Source organism: Enterobacter cloacae complex sp. CDL013, from assembly GCF_049238805.1.
Lineage (GTDB): Bacteria > Pseudomonadota > Gammaproteobacteria > Enterobacterales > Enterobacteriaceae > Enterobacter > Enterobacter hormaechei_C.
The window spans coordinates 395,828-415,412 of record NZ_JBMKGT010000002.1 but is presented as its reverse complement, the minus strand read 5'-3'; the positions used below and the strand labels follow the sequence as shown (position 1 = coordinate 415,412).

Genomic DNA, 19,585 nt, shown 5'->3' with positions numbered 1-19,585 from the left:
TTACCCGGCCAACAAGATCCTCCAACCGTTGGCCGGGTAAGCGCAGCGCCACCCGGCGAAGGCGAAACCGCGGCACCACACTCAGACCATTCCTGACAGTCTTCCATATTTCCTCCATTTTTCCACTGTGTTACCTGACTAAACTAGTATCATTCCCCGAAAGAGTTTCAGGATGAGAACGTATAACGATGAAAGGCAGTAACAAATCCCGCTGGGCAATCGCCGCTGGTCTGATTGTGGTGGTCCTGGCCGCCGCCTGGTACTGGCACAGCCAGTCCGCGAACTCCACGGCACCTGCTGGCGCCAGTAGCCCCTCACAACGCCCAACGGGCGGCGGGCGCCACGGTATGCGCGGCGGTGCGCTGGCACCGGTGCAGGCGGCAACGGCGGTGAATAAAGCGGTGCCTCGTTATCTCTCCGGGCTGGGAACCATCACTGCCGCCAACACCGTGACGGTACGTAGCCGCGTAGACGGTCAGCTGATGGCCATCCACTTCCAGGAAGGTCAACAGGTGAAAGCGGGCGATCTGCTGGCGGAAATCGATCCAAGCCAGTTTAAGGTGGCCCTGGCGCAGGCGCAGGGGCAACTCGCGAAAGACAAAGCCACCCTCGCCAATGCCCGCCGCGATTTAGCCCGCTATCAGCAGTTGGTAAAAACCAACCTCGTGTCGCGCCAGGAGCTGGATACCCAGCAATCTCTGGTCAGTGAATCTCAGGGCACCATCAAGGCCGACGAAGCCGCGGTCGCCAGCGCCCAGCTCCAGCTCGACTGGAGCCGGATCACTGCGCCGATTGACGGCCGCGTGGGCCTGAAACAGGTTGATATCGGGAACCAAATCTCCAGCGGCGATACCACGGGCATCGTGGTGATCACCCAGACGCACCCTATCGATCTCGTCTTTACCCTGCCGGAAAGCGACATTGCGACGGTGATACAGGCGCAGAAGGCCGGAAAATCGCTGGTAGTTGAAGCCTGGGATCGCACCAACAAGCAGAAGCTGAGCGAAGGTTCGCTGTTGAGCCTGGATAACCAGATCGACACCACCACCGGCACCATCAAGTTAAAAGCACGCTTCAACAATCAGGACGATGCCCTGTTCCCGAATCAGTTCGTCAATGCGCGAATGCTGGTCGCGACCGAAGAAAACGCCGTGGTGATCCCGACGGCGGCCCTGCAAATGGGCAGTGAAGGCAACTTTGTCTGGGTGCTGAACAGCGAAAACAAGGTCAGCAAACACCTGGTGAAAACCGGGATCCAGGACAGTCAGACGGTGGTGATCAGCGCCGGGCTGTCCGCAGGCGACCGCGTCGTAACCGACGGTATTGACCGGCTGACCGAAGGGGCGCAGGTCGAGGTGGTGGAAGCGCAGAATACAGGAGCAAAAGCCTGATGCAGGTGATGCCGCCGAGCTCTACAGGTGGGCCATCACGCCTGTTTATTTTACGACCGGTTGCGACGACCCTGTTGATGGTGGCGATCCTGCTGGCCGGGATCATTGGCTACCGTTTTCTGCCCGTGTCGGCGCTGCCGGAAGTGGACTACCCGACTATTCAGGTTGTCACCCTCTATCCGGGCGCCAGTCCAGATGTGGTGACGTCCGCCATCACCGCCCCGCTGGAGCGTCAGTTTGGCCAGATGTCTGGCCTGAAGCAGATGTCCTCCCAGAGCTCGGGCGGTGCCTCGGTCGTCACGCTTCAGTTCCAGCTCGCGCTGTCGCTTGACGTCGCGGAACAGGAGGTGCAGGCCGCCATTAACGCCGCCACCAACCTGCTGCCGTCTGACCTGCCGAACCCGCCGGTTTACAGCAAGGTGAACCCGGCAGACCCGCCGATCATGACGCTTGCCGTCACCTCCTCCGCCATGCCGATGACGCAGGTGGAAGACATGGTCGAAACCCGCGTGGCGCAGAAGATTTCGCAGGTGACAGGCGTCGGGCTGGTGACGCTCGCAGGGGGACAACGCCCCGCGGTGCGCGTTAAGCTCAATGCCCAGGCCATTGCCGCGCTGGGGTTAACCAGCGAAACCATTCGCACCGCCATCAGCAGCGCCAACGTTAACTCAGCGAAGGGCTCGCTGGACGGCCCGACCCGCGCGGTCACGCTCTCCGCCAACGACCAGATGCATTCCGCCGATGAATACCGTCAGCTGATCATTGCCTACCAGAACGGCGCACCGATCCGCCTGGGCGACGTGGCAACCGTCGAACAAGGCGCGGAAAACAGCTGGCTCGGGGCGTGGGCTAATAAGCAGCAGGCGATTGTCATGAACGTTCAGCGCCAGCCGGGCGCGAACATTATTGATACCGCCGACAGCATTCGCACCATGCTGCCGCAGCTGGTGGAAAGCCTGCCAAAATCGGTCAGCGTGAAAGTGCTCTCTGACCGCACCACGAATATTCGCGCGTCAGTGACTGACACCCAGTTCGAGCTGATGCTGGCGATTGCGCTGGTGGTGATGATCATCTACCTGTTCCTGCGCAACGTTCCGGCAACCATCATTCCCGCCGTTGCCGTGCCGCTCTCGCTGGTCGGGACGTTCGCGGTAATGGTATTTCTCGACTTCTCGATTAACAACCTGACGCTGATGGCGCTCACCATCGCCACCGGGTTTGTGGTGGACGACGCCATCGTGGTAATCGAAAACATCTCGCGCTATATCGAGAAAGGTGAAAAGCCGTTAGCCGCCGCGCTGAAGGGCGCGGGGGAGATCGGCTTTACCATTATTTCGCTCACCTTCTCGCTGATTGCGGTGCTGATCCCGCTGCTGTTTATGGGCGATATCGTCGGGCGGCTGTTCCGCGAGTTTGCCGTGACGCTGGCGGTCGCCATTCTGATCTCTGCCGTGGTGTCGCTGACGCTGACGCCGATGATGTGCGCCCGCATGCTGAGCCACGAATCTTTGCGCAAGCAAAACCGCTTCTCCCTCGCCTCCGAGCGGATGTTCGAGCGCATTATTGCCGCCTACGGCCGCGTGCTGGCGAAAGTCCTGAACCATCCCTGGGCGACGCTCGACGTGGCCCTCGGCACGCTGGCGCTCAGCGTCATGCTGTGGATTTTCATTCCGAAAGGCTTCTTCCCGATTCAGGACAACGGCATTATTCAGGGCACGCTTCAGGCGCCACAGACGGTCTCCTTCGCCAACATGGCGCAGCGCCAGCAGCAGGTGTCTGAGATCATCATGAAAGATCCGGCGGTGGAAAGCCTGACTGCCTACGTGGGCGTAGACGGCACCAACCCGTCGCTTAACAGCGCGCGCCTGCAAATTAACCTTAAACCGCTCGATGACCGTGACGATCGCGTCAACGCGGTTATTGAGCGTCTGCAAAGCGCTGTGGCGCGCGTACCGGGCATTGAGCTGTATCTGCAACCGATCCAGGATTTAACCATTGATACGCAGGTGAGCCGCACGCAGTACCAGTTTACGCTCCAGGCCACCTCGCTTGATGCACTCAGCACCTGGGTGCCGCAACTGGTGGACAAGCTGAAAGCACTGCCGCAGATTTCTGACGTCAGCAGCGACTGGCAGGATAAAGGGCTGGCGGCGTACGTGAACGTCAACCGCGACACCGCCAGCCGTCTGGGCATTACCATGTCCGACGTGGATAACGCGCTGTATAACGCCTTTGGCCAGCGCCTTATCTCCACCATTTACACCCAGGCGAACCAGTATCGCGTGGTGCTGGAACATAACACCGAGAACACGCCCGGGCTTGCCGCGCTGGACTCGATACGCCTGACCAGCAAAGACGGCGGGATTGTGCCGCTCAGCGCCATTGCCAGCGTGGAAGAGCGTCACACCCCGCTGTCGATTAACCATCTCGATCAGTTCCCATCCACCACCATTTCGTTCAACGTGCCGGACGGTTATTCCCTGGGCGAAGCGGTGGAGGCCATTCTGGGTGCGGAGAAAGAACTCAGCTTCCCGTCCGATATTCAGACCCAGTTCCAGGGCAGTACTCTGGCGTTCCAGGCCGCGCTGGGCAGCACCGTCTGGCTGATTGTCGCGGCGGTGGTGGCGATGTATATCGTGCTTGGCGTGCTGTATGAAAGCTTTATCCACCCGATCACCATTCTCTCCACCCTGCCGACGGCGGGCGTGGGGGCACTGCTGGCGCTAATGCTGGCGGGGAGCGAACTGGACGTGATTGCGATCATCGGCATCATTCTGCTTATCGGCATCGTGAAGAAAAACGCCATCATGATGATCGACTTTGCGCTGGCCGCCGAGCGCGAGCAGGGTATGGCGCCGCGCGAGGCCATTTACCAGGCCTGTCTGCTGCGTTTTCGCCCGATCCTGATGACCACCCTCGCCGCCCTGCTGGGCGCGCTGCCGCTGATGCTGAGCACCGGCGTGGGGGCCGAACTGCGCCGTCCGCTGGGCATCGGGATGGTCGGCGGCCTGCTGGTGAGCCAGGTGCTGACGCTGTTTACCACGCCGGTTATCTACCTGCTGTTTGACCGTCTGGCCCTGTGGACGAAAAGCCGCTTCCCGAAACGTGAAGAGGAGGCGTAAGTGAAGTTTTTCGCCCTCTTCATTTACCGTCCGGTGGCGACGATTTTACTCTCCGTCGCTATTACCCTGTGCGGCGTGCTGGGCTTCCGGCTGCTGCCGGTGGCCCCGCTGCCGCAGGTCGATTTCCCGGTGATCATGGTCAGCGCCTCGCTGCCGGGTGCCTCGCCGGAAACCATGGCCTCATCGGTGGCGACGCCGCTTGAGCGCTCGCTTGGGCGAATTGCCGGGGTTAACGAGATGACCTCCAGTAGTTCGCTGGGCAGCACGCGCATCATTCTGGAATTCAATTTCGACCGGGACATCAACGGCGCGGCACGTGACGTGCAGGCCGCGATTAACGCCGCCCAAAGCCTGCTGCCGAGCGGCATGCCGAGCCGTCCAACCTATCGCAAGGCCAACCCCTCCGACGCGCCGATCATGATCCTGACGCTCACGTCAGAGACCTACTCCCAGGGCGAGCTGTACGATTTTGCCTCCACCCAGCTGGCGCAAACCATCGCCCAGATTGAAGGCGTGGGCGACGTGGACGTCGGCGGCAGCTCCCTGCCCGCCGTGCGCGTGGGGCTGAATCCGCAGGCGCTGTTTAACCAGGGCGTGTCGCTGGACGACGTGCGTTCCGCCATCAGCAACGCCAACGTGCGTAAGCCGCAGGGCGCGATTGAGGACAACAGCCACCGCTGGCAGATCCAGACTAACGACGAGCTGAAAACCGCCGCCGAGTATCAGCCGTTGATTATTCACTACAACAACGGCGCGGCGGTGCGCCTGAGCGACGTCGCCAGCGTCACCGATTCGGTGCAGGACGTGCGTAACGCCGGGATGACCAACGCCAAACCGGCGATTTTGCTGATGATCCGCAAGCTGCCGGAAGCCAACATCATTCAGACGGTGAACAGCATCCGCGCGCGCCTGCCGGAGCTTCAGGAAACGATTCCGGCGGCCATCGATCTCCAGATTGCGCAGGACCGCTCCCCCACCATCCGCGCCTCGCTTGAGGAGGTAGAGCAAACGCTGATCATCTCCGTCGCGCTGGTGATCCTGGTGGTGTTCCTGTTCCTGCGCTCGGGGCGCGCGACGCTGATCCCGGCGGTGGCGGTGCCGGTATCGCTGATAGGCACCTTTGCCGCCATGTACCTGTGCGGCTTTAGCCTTAACAACCTGTCGCTGATGGCGCTGACGATTGCCACCGGGTTTGTGGTGGATGACGCCATCGTGGTGCTGGAGAATATCTCGCGCCATCTGGAAGCGGGCATGAAGCCGCTCCAGGCGGCGCTTCAGGGGACGCGCGAAGTGGGCTTCACGGTCCTGTCCATGAGCCTGTCGCTGGTAGCGGTATTCCTGCCACTGCTGCTGATGGGCGGCCTGCCGGGGCGACTGCTGCGCGAATTTGCCGTCACGCTTTCCGTCGCCATTGGTATCTCACTGATGATTTCGCTGACGCTGACGCCGATGATGTGCGGCTGGATGCTAAAGCGCAGCCAACCGCACTCGCAGCCGCGCAGGAAAGGCTTTGGCCGCGTCCTGATGGCGATGCAGTCCGGCTACGGCAAATCGCTGAAATGGGTGCTGAACCACACGCGTATTGTCGGGCTGGTGCTGATCGGCACCATCGTCCTCAACGTCTGGATGTATATCACCATCCCGAAAACCTTCTTCCCGGAGCAGGATACCGGCGTGCTGATGGGCGGTATTCAGGCGGACCAGAGCATTTCGTTCCAGGCGATGCGCGGCAAACTGCAAGACTTTATGAAAATCATCCGGGAAGATCCGGCCGTGGATAACGTCACCGGCTTTACCGGCGGCTCGCGCGTTAACAGCGGGATGATGTTTATTACCCTTAAGCCGCGCGGTGAACGTCACGAAACGGCGCAGCAGATCATTGACCGCCTGCGGCTGAAGCTTGCCAAAGAGCCGGGGGCAAATCTGTTTTTGATGGCCGTTCAGGATATCCGCGTCGGCGGACGACAGGCTAACGCCAGCTATCAGTACACCCTGCTCTCGGATGACTTAGCCGCCCTGCGCGAGTGGGAGCCGAAGATCCGTAAAGCGCTGGCCGCGCTGCCGCAGCTGGCGGACGTGAACTCTGACAGCCAGAACAACGGCGCGGAGATGGCGCTCACCTACGATCGTGAAACCATGGCCCGCCTGGGCATTAACGTGGAGGCGGCCAACAGCCTGCTGAACAACGCCTTCGGGCAGCGTGAAGTCTCTACCATCTATCAGCCGATGAACCAGTACAAGGTGGTGATGGAGGTGGAGCCGCGCTACACCCAGGACATCAGCGCGCTGGACAAGATGTTTGTGATCAATGATGACGGTAAGGCGATTCCGCTGTCGTACTTCGCCAGCTGGCAGCCGTCGAACGCCCCGCTGTCGGTGAACCACCAGGGGCTTTCCGCCGCCTCGACCGTCTCGTTTAACCTGCCAACCGGCTCGTCGCTGTCTGAGGCCAGCGATGCCATTAATCGCGCCATGACCCAGCTCGGGGTGCCCTCCTCGGTGCGCGGCAGCTTTGCCGGTACGGCGCAGGTGTTCCAGGACACCATGAACTCGCAGGTTATTTTGATTCTGGCGGCCATTGCCACGGTTTATATCGTGCTGGGCGTGCTGTACGAAAGCTACGTGCACCCGTTGACCATTCTCTCCACGCTTCCCTCTGCGGGCGTGGGGGCGCTGCTGGCGCTGGAGCTGTTCGGTGCCCCATTCAGTCTTATCGCGCTTATCGGGATCATGCTATTGATTGGCATCGTGAAGAAAAACGCGATAATGATGGTCGACTTTGCCCTGGACGCCCAGCGCAACGGCAACCTGACGCCGGACGAGGCGATATTCCAGGCCTGTCTGCTGCGTTTTCGCCCGATCATGATGACCACGCTGGCCGCGCTGTTCGGCGCGCTGCCGCTGGTCATATCCGGCGGTGACGGCTCTGAACTACGCCAGCCGCTGGGGATCACGATCGTTGGCGGCCTGGTGATGAGCCAGCTGCTGACGCTCTACACGACGCCGGTAGTCTATCTGTTCTTTGACCGCCTGCGGCTGCGTTTTTCGCGTAAAAAGAGAACCACGGTGACCGAGTAAATGACCGACCTACCCAGTAACGTTCGCTGGCAATTGTGGATCGTCGCGTTCGGCTTCTTTATGCAGTCGCTGGACACGACTATCGTGAACACCGCCCTCCCCTCGATGGCGAAAAGCCTGGGGGAGAGCCCGCTGCACATGCATATGGTGATTGTCGCCTACGTGCTGACGGTCGCCGTGATGCTGCCTGCCAGCGGCTGGCTGGCGGATAAAGTCGGCGTGCGAAACATCTTCTTCACCGCCATTGTGCTGTTTACCACCGGGTCGCTGTTTTGCGCCCAGGCCAATACCCTCGACCAGCTGGTGATGGCGCGCGTGCTACAGGGCGTCGGCGGCGCGATGATGGTACCCGTCGGGCGGTTAACGGTGATGAAAATTGTTCCGCGCGCGCAGTATATGGCGGCGATGACCTTCGTCACCCTGCCCGGTCAGGTCGGCCCGTTGCTTGGCCCGGCGCTGGGCGGGATTCTGGTGGAGTATGCCTCCTGGCACTGGATCTTCCTGATCAACCTGCCGGTCGGTATTATCGGCGCGATTGCCACCCTGACGCTGATGCCGAACTATAAAATGCAGACCCGGCGCTTTGATTTCTTTGGCTTCATCCTGCTGGCAGCTGGCATGGCGACGCTTACCCTCGCGCTCGACGGGCAAAAAGGGCTGGGGATCACCTCCCTGTCGCTCGCCCTGCTGGTAGCGCTGGGTGTCACCGCCATTCTCTGGTATCTGTGGCATGCCAGAGGTAACGCTAACGCGCTGTTCAGCCTGAATCTGTTCAAGAATCCCACCTACCATCTTGGTCTGTTCGGCAGCTTTGCCGGACGCATCGGCAGCGGCATGTTGCCGTTTATGACGCCGGTATTTTTACAGATTGGGATGGGCTTCTCGCCGTTCCATGCCGGGCTGATGATGATCCCGATGGTACTTGGCAGCATGGGGATGAAGCGTATTGTGGTGCAGGTGGTGAACCGCTTTGGCTATCACCGCGTGCTGGTGGCCGCCACGATCGGGCTGGCGTTGGTCTGCCTGCTGTTTATGGCCGTGGCGCTGCTGGGCTGGTACTACATCCTGCCGCTGGTGCTGTTCTGCCAGGGGATCATCAACTCCATGCGATTCTCGTCGATGAACACCCTGACGCTGAAAGATCTGCCGGACGAGCTGGCAAGCAGTGGTAACAGTCTGCTGTCGATGATCATGCAGCTCTCCATGAGCGTGGGGGTCACGGTTGCCGGATTGCTGCTCGGCATGTACGGTCAGCACCATCTCAGCGCCGACACCCCCGTCGCGCATCAGGTCTTTTTATACACTTACCTCAGCATGGCGGTAATTATCGCTCTGCCCGCTTTTATCTTTGCCAGAGTGCCGAATGACACGACCAAAAACGTCGTGATCCGACGCGGCAAAAGGAGTGCACCATGAAATTCTGGCGTCCGGGGATCACCGGTAAGCTTTTTGTGGCGATTTTCGCCACCTGTATCGTCCTGCTGATTACTATGCACTGGGCGGTGCGGGTCAGCTTTGAGCGCGGCTTTATTGACTACATCAAGCACGGTAACGAACAGCGTTTACAGGGCTTAAGCGACGCGCTGGGGGAACAGTATAGCCTGCACGGTAACTGGCGTTTTCTGCGCAACAACGATCGCTTTATATTTCAAATTCTGCGCTCGCTGGAGCACGATAATGACGACGACCGTCCGGGACCGGGCATGCCACCGCACGGCTGGCGCACCCAGTTCTGGGTAATTGATCAGGAGATGCGCGTGCTCGTTGGCCCACGCTCTCCGGTACCGCCGGACGGCTCAAAGCGCGCCATTACCTCGAACGGCGCCACGGTGGGCTGGGTTATCGCCTCCCCGGTCGAGCGGCTGACGCGCAACACCGACATCAACTTTGACCGCCAGCAGCGTCAGACCAGCTGGTTGATTGTCGCGCTTTCTACCCTGCTTGCGGCGCTCGCCACCTTCCCGCTGGCGCGCGGCCTGCTGGCGCCGGTTAAGCGCCTGGTGGAAGGCACGCACAAGCTGGCGGCGGGTGATTTCTCGACCCGCGTGGACACCCGCAGCCAGGATGAACTGGGCAAGCTGGCGCAGGACTTCAACCAGCTCGCCAGCACGCTGGAAAAAAACCAGCAGATGCGCCGCGATTTTATGGCCGACATTTCGCACGAGCTGCGCACCCCGCTGGCGGTGCTGCGCGGCGAGCTGGAGGCGATTCAGGACGGCGTGCGGCAGTTCACCCCCGAGTCGGTGGCCTCGCTTCAGGCGGAAGTCGGTACGCTGACCAAACTGGTGGACGATCTGCATCAGCTTTCCATGTCCGACGAAGGCGCCCTGGCTTACCAGAAAGCACCGATCGATGTGATCAATATCCTTGAAGTCGTGACCGGCGCATTCCGCGAGCGCTTCGCCAGCCGTGACCTGAAAATCAACCTTTCGCTGCCGGACAGTGCGGTGGTGTTCGGCGACAGAGATCGCCTGATGCAGCTGTTCAATAATCTGCTGGAGAACAGCCTCCGCTACACCGACGGCGGCGGCGCGCTGCATATCTCCGGCAGGCAGGAAAACGGGCGCTTTGCCCTGACCTTTGCGGACTCCGCCCCTGGCGTGAAGGATGCGCAGCTGGAAAAACTGTTCGAGCGCTTCTATCGCACCGAAGGTTCACGCAACCGCGCCAGCGGCGGTTCCGGCCTTGGGCTGGCCATTTGCGTTAACATTGTGGAGGCCCATGGCGGCACCATCCGCGCCGCCCATTCGCCTTTTGGCGGGGTTAGCATTACAGTAGAGTTACCTCTGGAACGGGATTTATCGAGGGAAGCATGACCGAGTTACCGATTGACGACAACACACCGCGTATTTTGATCGTGGAAGACGAGCCTAAACTTGGGCAACTGCTGATCGACTATTTGCGCGCTGCGAGTTACGCGCCAACGCTTATCAGCCACGGCGACCAGGTGCTGCCCTACGTGCGCCAGACGCCGCCGGATCTGATCCTGCTGGATCTGATGCTGCCGGGTACCGACGGCCTAACCCTGTGCCGCGAAATTCGTCGTTTCTCCGATGTTCCCATCGTGATGGTGACGGCCAAAATCGAAGAGATCGATCGTCTGCTGGGGCTCGAAATCGGCGCTGACGATTACATCTGCAAGCCTTACAGCCCGCGGGAGGTGGTCGCTCGGGTGAAAACCATCCTCCGCCGCTGTAAGCCGCAGCGTGAATTGCAGGTGCTCGATGCGCAAAGCCCGCTGATCGTCGACGAAAGCCGTTTCCAGGCGAGCTGGCGCAGCAAACTTTTGGATCTCACCCCCGCAGAGTTTCGCCTGTTGAAAACGCTCTCCCACGAGCCGGGCAAAGTGTTTTCCCGCGAGCAGCTGCTCAACCATCTGTATGACGATTACCGCGTGGTGACCGACCGCACCATCGACAGCCACATCAAAAACCTGCGCCGCAAGCTGGAGGCGCTGGACGCCGACCAGTCGTTTATTCGCGCGGTGTACGGCGTGGGGTATCGCTGGGAAGCGGATGCGTGCAGGATTGCCTGAATAACCCCCCTCACCCTGCCGTCTCCCCAAAGGGAGAGGGTTCCCCAGCAATTTGAAAGCAAAAGCTATAACGTTGCCTCAGAATAACTGAGGGCTTTCAGCGATGCCTCGGTCCGGCTGTAAATCGCTGAGGCGTTTCCTGTAGGCCGGGGCGAGGCGCAGGGATGCGCCGAGAGGGCGGGCTTTACAGGGATGTTACCTCCGCCCGTCCCCGATAAGCCGGAAGGAATAAGCCGAAGACACCGCGAAGCGGCGATTTTCCGCCGGAAGCCCGGGTCGCCAGGGTGGTGGCGACTGAGCCACCCTGGCACGTTCACCGGCCATGTCGTGACAGAGTAGCAAGGAACATAACGTGAACGGAATGACCACCAGAGCCGTATGTTCCCCCTCACCCCAGCCCTCTCCCTCAAGGGAGAGGGGGCCGTCTGTGCAGGCATTATTTTGTGGGGAACCCTCAGCCCCAAAGGGGAGAGGGTTAGGGTGAGGGGCAAAGCTTTACCTCTCTTCCCCGCAGCGCTACAATGCCCGCCCTTAAAGTGGGGGATCTCCCCTTACCGCTGCATCAGGTGCATGCGGATCTGACCTGTCATCAGAACGAGAACAAACATGTTTAAACCGGAACTCCTTTCCCCGGCGGGAACGCTGCAAAATATGCGTTACGCTTTCGCCTATGGCGCCGACGCCGTCTACGCGGGCCAGCCGCGCTACTCGCTGCGCGTGCGTAACAACGAATTCAACCACGAGAATCTTCAGCTCGGCATCAATGAAGCGCATGCCCTGGGCAAAAAATTCTACGTGGTGGTGAACATCGCGCCGCACAACGCCAAGCTGAAAACATTCATTCGTGACCTGAAGCCGGTCGTGGAGATGGGGCCGGACGCGCTGATCATGTCGGACCCGGGTTTAATCATGCTGGTTCGGGAGAATTTCCCGGAGATGGACATTCACCTCTCAGTGCAGGCTAACGCCGTCAACTGGGCAACGGTGAAATTCTGGAAACAGATGGGGCTGACCCGCGTCATTCTGTCCCGCGAGCTGTCCCTCGAAGAGATCGAAGAGATCCGCACCCAGGTGCCGGATATGGAGATCGAAATCTTCGTTCATGGCGCGCTGTGCATGGCCTACTCCGGCCGCTGCCTGCTCTCTGGCTATATCAACAAGCGTGACCCGAACCAGGGCACCTGCACCAACGCCTGCCGCTGGGAATATAACGTTCAGGAAGGCAAAGAGGATGACATCGGTAACATCGTGCATAAACACGAGCCGATCCCGGTCACCAACGTTGAGCCAACGCTGGGTATCGGCGCGCCTACCGACAGCGTGTTTATGATCGAAGAAGCCAAACGTCCGGGTGAGTACATGACCGCCTTCGAAGACGAGCACGGCACCTACATCATGAACTCTAAAGATCTGCGCGCCATCGCGCACGTCGAGCGTTTAACCAAGATGGGCGTACACTCCCTGAAAATTGAAGGCCGCACCAAGTCTTACTACTACTGCGCCCGTACCGCACAGGTATATCGCAAAGCCATCGACGATGCCGCTGCCGGTAAACCGTTCGACACCAGCCTGCTGGAAACGCTGGAAGGTCTGGCGCATCGCGGCTATACCGAAGGTTTCCTGCGTCGTCACACTCACGACGACTACCAGAACTACGAGCATGGCTATTCGATTTCCGAACGCCAGCAGTTTGTAGGCGACTTCACCGGCGAGCGTAAAGGCCCGCTGGCCGCCGTCGCCGTAAAAAACAAATTCACTAAAGGCGACAGCCTGGAGCTGATGACGCCGCAGGGCAACATGAACTTCCGACTGGAGCACCTGGAAAACAAAAAAGGTGAGGCGATTGAGGTCGCACCTGGCGACGGCCATGTGGTCTGGCTGCCGGTTCCTGAAGAGGTGGAGCTGGAGTTTGCGCTGCTGATGCGTAATTTTGAAGGTGAAAATACCCGAAATCCACACGGCAAATAGTCAATCAACGGGATTTTTTCACGCTGGGATAATTCTTAGAATCGGATCACATACCGCTTCGTTCAATACGGGTATTATCCGCCCGCTGAAAAACATAACCCATAAATGCTAGCTGTACCAGGAACCACCTCCTTAGCCTGCGTAATCTCCCTTACGCGGGCTTATTTTTTGCCTTTCATCCTGTTCTTACCCGCTTTTTCCTTCTCTGGGATACACTCTTTCTATAGTTAAAAAAGGGAGCAACCCGGATGGCAACCTATCCAGACAGTTTATTAATTCTCAATGGCAAAAGTGCAGGCAACGATCTGTTGCGTCAGGCGATCACCGAATTGCGTGAAGATGGCGCGCGCATTCACGTGCGGGTGACCTTTGAAAAAGGTGATGCGGCACGCTATATCGACGAAGGCATCAGGTTAGGCGCTGAAACCATCATTTCCGGCGGCGGCGACGGAACAATCAACGAGATCGCTGGCGCGCTTATTGACCTCGACACAGCACATCGCCCGGTGATGGGCATTTTACCGCTCGGTACCGCCAATGATTTTGCCACCAGCGCCGGTATTCCGGAGGATGTAGGAAAAGCGTTACAGCTGGCCATTCTCGGTAAAGCTACCGCCGTCGATATTGCTCAGGTGAATGAAAAAACCTGCTTTATCAATATGGCGACGGGCGGTTTCGGCACGCGGATCACCAGCGAAACACCGGAAAAACTGAAAGCCGCGCTGGGCGGCGTCTCGTATCTCATTCACGGCCTAATGCGCATGGACACCCTCAAGCCCGACAGCTGTGAAATTCACGGTGAGAACTTCCACTGGCAGGGCGACGCGCTGGTGATTGGTATCGGCAACGGGCGGCAGGCGGGGGGCGGTCAACAGCTTTGCCCGGAAGCATTGATCAACGACGGTCAATTACAGCTGCGTATTTTTACCGGCGACGGGCTGCTGCCTGCGCTGTTTACGACGCTGACGCAGCCAGAGGAGAGCCCCAATATCATCGACGGGAAATCCGCGTGGTTTGAAGTGATCGCCCCACACGGCATGACCTTTAACCTCGACGGAGAGCCGCTCAGCGGCGAGCGATTCCGCATTGAGGTCTTGCCCGGTGCGTTGCAGTGCCGGTTGCCGCCGGACTGCGTGCTGTTGCGCTGATGTTTGACAGGGTGCGCGATAATGCCCTCTCCTTTGAGGGAGAGGGATACGGTGGCGTCAGGCAATCGTGACTTTACTGTCCAGATAGACATCCTGAACCGCATTAATCAGCTTCACGCCGTCGGCCATGGATTTTTTAAACGCCTTACGGCCCAGGATCAGCCCCATACCGCCCGCACGTTTGTTAATGACCGCCGTGCGCACCGCGTCGGTCAGGTCGGTTTCACCGCCTGCCGCACCGCCGGAGTTAATCAGCCCGGCGCGGCCCATGTAGCAGTTCGCCAGCTGGTAGCGCACCAGATCGATCGGGTTGTCGCTGGTCAGCTTGCTGTACACGCGGTCGTCGGTATAGCCAAAGTTCACCGCTTTATAGCCGCCGTTATTCTCGGCCATTTTCTGCTTCACGATGTCCGCGCCGATGGTTGCCGCCAGGTGGTTTGCCTGACCGGTCAGATCCGCTGATACGTGGTAATCCACGCCGTCTTTCTTGAATGACGCGTTACGCAGATAGGCCCACAGCACGGTTACCATGCCCAGCTCGTGGGCACGCTCGAACGCCGCGGAGATTTCTTCAATCTGACGTCGCGACTGTTCAGAGCCGAAATAGATGGTTGCCCCGACCGCCACCGCGCCCATATTGAACGCCTGCTCGACGCTGGCGTACAGCGTCTGGTCATATTCGGTTGGGTAGCTCAGGGTTTCGTTGTGGTTCAGCTTGACGAGGAACGGAATGCGGTGAGCATAGCGGCGAGAAACGGAGGCCAGCACGCCATACGTCGATGCCACACAGTTACACCCTGCTTCAATCGCCAGCTCGACAATGTTTTTCGGGTCAAAGTAGAGCGGGTTAGCAGCAAACGACGCTCCCGCCGAGTGCTCTACGCCCTGGTCAACGGGCAGAATGGAGAGATAGCCGGTCCCGCCCAGACGGCCGGTATTGTAAAGCGTCTGCATGTTTCGCAGTACGGCAGGCGGACGGTTGTTGTCGACCATGACCCGGTCTACGTAATCATGGCCAGGCAGATAAAGCTGGTCGGCTGGAATGGTCATACAACGATGCTGTAAAAGGCTGTCGGCGTCTTTGCCAAGCAGCTGCGCAATATCAGTCATAGTGATGCTCCCGTAAGTCCGACATGATGTCGGAGCGTGTGATCCAAGCCCACGTTTTTGCAGGCAGACTAAGCCTGGTACCGACTTAACCTATTTTCCACCATTTGCAACTTTTTTAAGCACAATCTGCTGGCTCGTTTCGTGTACAACATTTTTGTTACACTGATCAAACAATCGCCTTAAAGGTATTTAAAAGGTATTATCACATGGTATGTTACATGCGTACCTCTGACATGCAGGATTAAAAAATGAAAACGAAAGTCCAACTGTCATTCATGATGTTCGTTGAATGGTTTATCTGGGGCGCATGGTTTGTGCCGCTGTGGCTGTGGCTGAGTAAGAGCGGGTTTACCGCCGGGGAAATTGGCTGGTCGTATGCCTGTACCGCGATTGCCGCGATCCTCTCTCCTATCCTGGTCGGCTCGCTGACGGACCGTTTCTTCGCCGCCCAGAAAGTGCTGGCCGTGCTGATGTTCGCTGGCGCGATTCTGATGTATTTCGCAGCACAGCAAACCCAGTTCAGCACCTTCTTCCCGCTGCTGCTGGCCTACTCCCTGACCTATATGCCGACCATCGCGCTGACCAACAGCATCGCCTTCGCAAACGTCGATGACGTAGAGGCTGATTTCCCGCGCATCCGCGTGATGGGCACCATCGGCTGGATTGCCTCCGGCCTGGCGTGCGGCTTCCTGCCGCAGATGATGGGCTATAGCGACATCTCTGACACCAATATTCCGCTGCTGATGACCGCTGCCAGCTCCCTTCTGCTCGGCGTCTTCGCGTTGTTCCTGCCGAACACGCCACCAAAGAGTACCGGCAAGCTGGATTTCAAAGTGATGCTGGGGCTGGATGCGCTGATCCTGCTGCGCGATAAAAACTTTCTGGTGTTCTTCTTCTGCTCGTTCCTGTTCGCCATGCCGCTGGCCTTCTACTACATCTTTGCCAACGGCTATCTCACCGAAGTGGGGATGAAAAACGCCACCGGCTGGATGACCCTCGGCCAGTTCTCTGAAATCTTCTTCATGCTCGCTCTGCCGTTCTTTACCAAACGCTTTGGTATTAAGAAGGTCTTGCTGCTGGGCCTGATCACCGCCGCCATTCGCTACGGTTTCTTTGTTTACGGCGGCGCCGAGCAATACTTCACCTACGCCCTGCTGTTCCTCGGCATTCTGCTGCACGGCGTAAGCTATGACTTCTATTACGTCACCGCGTACATCTACGTGGATAAAAAAGCGCCCGTGCATATGCGCAACGCGGCGCAGGGCTTGATCACGCTGTGCTGTCAGGGCTTTGGTAGCCTGCTGGGTTACCGTCTCGGCGGGGTGATGATGGAAAAAATGTTCGCATATAAAGAGCCGGTGAATGGGCTGACCTTCAACTGGGCCGGAATGTGGACGTTTGGTGCAATCATGATTGTGGTGATTGCCGTGCTGTTTATGCTGTTTTTCCGCGAATCGGATAAAGAGATCACCGCAATTGAGGTGGTTGATGGCGATACCGCGCTGACACGAGGGGAAGTTAAATGAAACAAGACCGTATTCTCGGTGCTCTTTACGGGCAGGCGTTAGGGGATGCGATGGGAATGCCGTCGGAGCTGTGGCCGCGCAAGCGGGTGAAAGCGCACTTCGGCTGGATCGACCGTTTCTTACCCGGCCCGGCTGAGAATAATGCCGCCTGTTACTTTAAGCAGGCCGAATTTACGGATGATACGTCGATGGCGCTGTGCCTGGCCGATGCGATTATCGAATGCGAGGGGGAAATTAACCCTGACGTTATCGGTAAGCATATTCTGGACTGGGCGCTGGATTTTGACGCGTTCAATAAGAATGTGCTCGGCCCGACCTCCAAAATTGCCCTGAACGCCATCCGTGACGGCAAGCCGGTGAGCCAGCTGGAGAACAACGGCGTCACCAACGGTGCGGCGATGCGCGCCTCCCCGCTGGGATGCCTGCTGCCGGCCACGCGTCTGGCGCACTTTGTGGAACAGGTTGCGTTAGCCTCCAGCCCGACCCATAAATCGGATCTCGCTATCGCCGGTGCGGTGGTGATCGCCTGGGCGGTTTCACGCGCTATCGACGGCGAGCGCTGGCAGAACATCGCCGATGCCCTGCCGGGTATTGCCCGTGCGGCACAGGAGGCGAACACGACCACCTTCAGCGCATCGCTTTCCGCTCGTATTGAGCTGGCCCTGAAAACCGTGCGCGAAGCCAACGGTACCGAGTCCGCCAGCGAGCAGATCTATCAGCTTATTGGCGCGGGCACGAGCACCCTTGAGTCCGTTCCGGCGGCGATTGCGATGGTCGAACTCGCGGGTACCGATCCGAACCGCTGCGCGGTGTTATGCGCCAACCTGGGCGGTGATACTGACACTATCGGCGCGATGGCAACAGCCATCTGCGGTGCGCTGCACGGTGTACAGGCCATTGATCCGGCACTCAAAAACCAACTTGATGCCGTAAACCGGCTCGATTTCGGCCACTACTGTGAAAAACTGCTGCACTTCCGGGAGCACAGGGAGGGCGTATGAGTGCTTTTGCCCGCCGTCTCGAAACCCTTCACGCCACGCGTCCCGTAACGGTGCTCGGCGCGGCGGTCATCGACGTGATTGCCGACGCCTACGCCCTGCCCTGGCGCGGGTGTGATATCGAACTGAAGCAACAGGGAGTGAATATTGGCGGCTGCGCGCTGAATATCGCCATCGCCCTGAAGCGGCTCGGCATTGCTGCGCAAAACGCGCTTCCTGTCGGCCACGGCGTGTGGGCCGATATTATCCGTAACGCCATGGCGAAGCAGGATCTGCACAGCGCCGTGGAAGCGGAAACGGGCGATAACGGCTGGTGCCTGGCGCTGGTGGAGCCTGACGGTGAACGGACCTTTATGTCGTTCAGCGGCGTGGAGAATCAGTGGCAGCAGCGCTGGCTGGACGGGTTAAGCGTGCCGGCAGGGAGCCTGATCTCTTTGTCCGGCTACCAGCTGGCGTCCCCCAGCGGTGAGCTGCTGACGGCCTGGCTGGAAAGTCTTCAGGATGCGACGCTCTTTATCGATTTCGGTCCGCGCATCGCGGATATTCCCGACCCGCTGATGGCAAGGATTATGGCCTGCAAACCGATTGTCTCGCTTAATCGTCAGGAGGCGGAACTTGCCGCAGAATGGCTTGGCGTAAGCGTGGAAGAGCTCGGCACACGGTGGCAGCAGAGGTTTGGCGCTGCGCTGATCGTACGCCATGATAAAGACGGGGCGGTCTGGTATGACGGTGACGCTTCCGGACACGTTCCGGCGTTTCCTGCTACCGTGGTCGATACCATCGGCGCGGGTGACAGCCATGCGGGAGGTACCCTTGCCGGTCTGGCCGCGGGATGGTCACTGCCAGAGGCGGTGCAGCTTGGCAATGCCGTAGCCGCCTGGGTAGTCAGCCATCGCGGTGGCGACTGCGCCCCCACGCGCGAGGCCCTACTCCTCGCACACAAAGACGTATAGGTCGCTGCGGCAGTAGCTGATGCTGTACTCAATTGGCCGGTGCTGTTGATCGAGCGCGACTTGCTTGATCACCAGCACCGGTATCTTATCGTCCATCTTGATATGCGCCTGAAACTCGCTGTCCGGCATCCGGGCGCTGACGCGGGACCGGGTGCGCTGCGGAAAGATATTCTGGCTGCGGAAGTAATCATAAAGCGAGACGCCAATGTCGTCCGGGTTGGGAATTAATCCTACTGGTACCCAGGACTCCTCTATCGATACCGCATCGTCATCCACATAGCGGATGCGCTTAAGCAGAAATACATCACTGTCTGGCGCAAGGGAAAGGTGGCGGGCGATCTCCTCCGGACATTTCACGACGCGTTTATTGACCCACAGCGTGTTGGGCGTTTTGCCCCGCAGCACCACCTGCTGAGAAAACCCGCGCGCCTCTTTTAGCGAATATTCAAAGATATTGTTGATTTGCGTCCCGTATCCACGCGCGCGGGTGACGACGCCAGCCTCTTCCAGCGCCTGCATCGCTTTACGCACCGTAATGCGCGACACACCGGCAAGCTGGCTCAGATCGCGCTCGCCAGGCAAAATATTACCGTGCGCGAGCACGCCGCTGCGTACCGCGTTTTTAACCGTTTCGGCAAATTTCAGATACAGCGGCGTGTTGTCCGGTGCGGCAATTCGTTCCTTGAGTTGAGCAATTAACCGGGTATGCGCTTGTTCCATCTCTGTTTTTCTCTGGCATAAGGTTTTATGCCAGTA

At 59.1% G+C, this 19,585-nt stretch carries 13 protein-coding genes; 11 read left to right on the top strand and 2 right to left on the bottom strand.

The annotated features are described in order from the left end of the window. Window positions 1-188 precede the first annotated feature (188 nt). From ACOTXD_RS04940 to yegS, 8 genes are all read left to right on the top strand, one after another. A complete protein-coding gene (locus tag ACOTXD_RS04940) occupies window positions 189-1,391 on the top strand; it encodes an MdtA/MuxA family multidrug efflux RND transporter periplasmic adaptor subunit (protein WP_022651490.1) in 1,203 nt (400 codons plus the stop codon). Beyond that, window positions 1,391-4,513: an MdtB/MuxB family multidrug efflux RND transporter permease subunit gene (locus ACOTXD_RS04935; protein ID WP_421766378.1), complete on the top strand. Its 3,123-nt coding sequence runs from the start codon at window positions 1,391-1,393 to the stop codon at window positions 4,511-4,513. Before ACOTXD_RS04940 ends, ACOTXD_RS04935 begins: the two co-directional genes overlap by 1 nt. Further along, window positions 4,514-7,591: a multidrug efflux RND transporter permease subunit MdtC gene (gene mdtC, locus ACOTXD_RS04930; protein WP_061856595.1), complete on the top strand. Its 3,078-nt coding sequence runs from the start codon at window positions 4,514-4,516 to the stop codon at window positions 7,589-7,591. Beyond that, entirely contained in the window at window positions 7,592-9,007 is a 1,416-nt protein-coding gene (locus ACOTXD_RS04925) for an MFS transporter (protein WP_061856596.1), read from the top strand. Next, complete coding sequence (gene baeS / locus ACOTXD_RS04920) at window positions 9,004-10,407, top strand: two-component system sensor histidine kinase BaeS (RefSeq protein ID WP_061856597.1); 1,404 nt, start codon at window positions 9,004-9,006, stop codon at window positions 10,405-10,407. The genes ACOTXD_RS04925 and baeS overlap by 4 nt, the downstream gene beginning before the upstream one ends. After that, window positions 10,404-11,126 carry a two-component system response regulator BaeR gene (gene baeR, locus ACOTXD_RS04915; protein ID WP_015572364.1) on the top strand — a complete coding sequence of 241 codons (723 nt, stop codon included), beginning with the start codon at window positions 10,404-10,406 and terminating at the stop codon, window positions 11,124-11,126. The genes baeS and baeR overlap by 4 nt, the downstream gene beginning before the upstream one ends. A gap of 606 nt (window positions 11,127-11,732) precedes the next feature. Further along, window positions 11,733-13,094, top strand: coding sequence for a tRNA 5-hydroxyuridine modification protein YegQ (gene yegQ / locus ACOTXD_RS04910; RefSeq protein WP_022651495.1), 1,362 nt, complete (start codon window positions 11,733-11,735; stop codon window positions 13,092-13,094). 248 nt (window positions 13,095-13,342) lie between these two features. Then, a complete protein-coding gene (yegS, locus tag ACOTXD_RS04905; RefSeq protein WP_126501131.1) occupies window positions 13,343-14,242 on the top strand; it encodes a lipid kinase YegS in 900 nt (299 codons plus the stop codon). A 57-nt stretch (window positions 14,243-14,299) separates the two neighbouring features. Here the strand turns inward: yegS and fbaB are convergent, their stop codons facing one another. After that, window positions 14,300-15,352 (bottom strand): class I fructose-bisphosphate aldolase, encoded by a 1,053-nt coding sequence (fbaB, locus tag ACOTXD_RS04900; protein WP_000129585.1) that lies wholly within the window; start codon window positions 15,350-15,352, stop codon window positions 14,300-14,302. A gap of 248 nt (window positions 15,353-15,600) precedes the next feature. On the opposite strand from fbaB, the gene ACOTXD_RS04895 reads away from it, so the two are divergent. Genes ACOTXD_RS04895 through ACOTXD_RS04885 form a run of 3 tightly spaced genes read left to right on the top strand, consistent with a single transcriptional unit; the run spans window position 15,601 to window position 18,829 of the window. Beyond that, window positions 15,601-16,878, top strand: a complete 1,278-nt coding sequence (locus ACOTXD_RS04895; protein ID WP_003859236.1) for a nucleoside permease — start codon at window positions 15,601-15,603, stop codon at window positions 16,876-16,878. Beyond that, window positions 16,875-17,879: an ADP-ribosylglycohydrolase family protein gene (locus ACOTXD_RS04890; RefSeq protein WP_061856600.1), complete on the top strand. Its 1,005-nt coding sequence runs from the start codon at window positions 16,875-16,877 to the stop codon at window positions 17,877-17,879. The genes ACOTXD_RS04895 and ACOTXD_RS04890 overlap by 4 nt, the downstream gene beginning before the upstream one ends. After that, window positions 17,876-18,829 (top strand): PfkB family carbohydrate kinase, encoded by a 954-nt coding sequence (locus tag ACOTXD_RS04885; RefSeq protein ID WP_045337646.1) that lies wholly within the window; start codon window positions 17,876-17,878, stop codon window positions 18,827-18,829. The genes ACOTXD_RS04890 and ACOTXD_RS04885 overlap by 4 nt, the downstream gene beginning before the upstream one ends. Here ACOTXD_RS04885 and ACOTXD_RS04880 read toward each other — a convergent pair. After that, the gene (locus ACOTXD_RS04880; RefSeq protein WP_003859242.1) at window positions 18,803-19,549 is read right to left on the bottom strand and encodes a GntR family transcriptional regulator; all 747 of its coding nucleotides are present in this window, start codon (window positions 19,547-19,549) and stop codon (window positions 18,803-18,805) included. The two genes, ACOTXD_RS04885 and ACOTXD_RS04880, sit on opposite strands and share 27 nt — an antisense overlap. Window positions 19,550-19,585 lie beyond the last annotated feature (36 nt).

Coding starts and splice junctions, on each gene's coding strand:
- ACOTXD_RS04940 (WP_022651490.1), top strand. CDS start 189: ATGAAAGGCAGTAACAAATCCCGCTGGGCAATCGCCGCTGGTCTGATT.
- ACOTXD_RS04935 (WP_421766378.1), top strand. CDS start 1,391: ATGCAGGTGATGCCGCCGAGCTCTACAGGTGGGCCATCACGCCTGTTT.
- ACOTXD_RS04925 (WP_061856596.1), top strand. CDS start 7,592: ATGACCGACCTACCCAGTAACGTTCGCTGGCAATTGTGGATCGTCGCG.
- baeS (WP_061856597.1), top strand. CDS start 9,004: ATGAAATTCTGGCGTCCGGGGATCACCGGTAAGCTTTTTGTGGCGATT.
- baeR (WP_015572364.1), top strand. CDS start 10,404: ATGACCGAGTTACCGATTGACGACAACACACCGCGTATTTTGATCGTG.
- yegQ (WP_022651495.1), top strand. CDS start 11,733: ATGTTTAAACCGGAACTCCTTTCCCCGGCGGGAACGCTGCAAAATATG.
- yegS (WP_126501131.1), top strand. CDS start 13,343: ATGGCAACCTATCCAGACAGTTTATTAATTCTCAATGGCAAAAGTGCA.
- fbaB (WP_000129585.1), bottom strand. CDS start 15,352: ATGACTGATATTGCGCAGCTGCTTGGCAAAGACGCCGACAGCCTTTTA.
- ACOTXD_RS04895 (WP_003859236.1), top strand. CDS start 15,601: ATGAAAACGAAAGTCCAACTGTCATTCATGATGTTCGTTGAATGGTTT.
- ACOTXD_RS04890 (WP_061856600.1), top strand. CDS start 16,875: ATGAAACAAGACCGTATTCTCGGTGCTCTTTACGGGCAGGCGTTAGGG.
- ACOTXD_RS04885 (WP_045337646.1), top strand. CDS start 17,876: ATGAGTGCTTTTGCCCGCCGTCTCGAAACCCTTCACGCCACGCGTCCC.
- ACOTXD_RS04880 (WP_003859242.1), bottom strand. CDS start 19,549: ATGGAACAAGCGCATACCCGGTTAATTGCTCAACTCAAGGAACGAATT.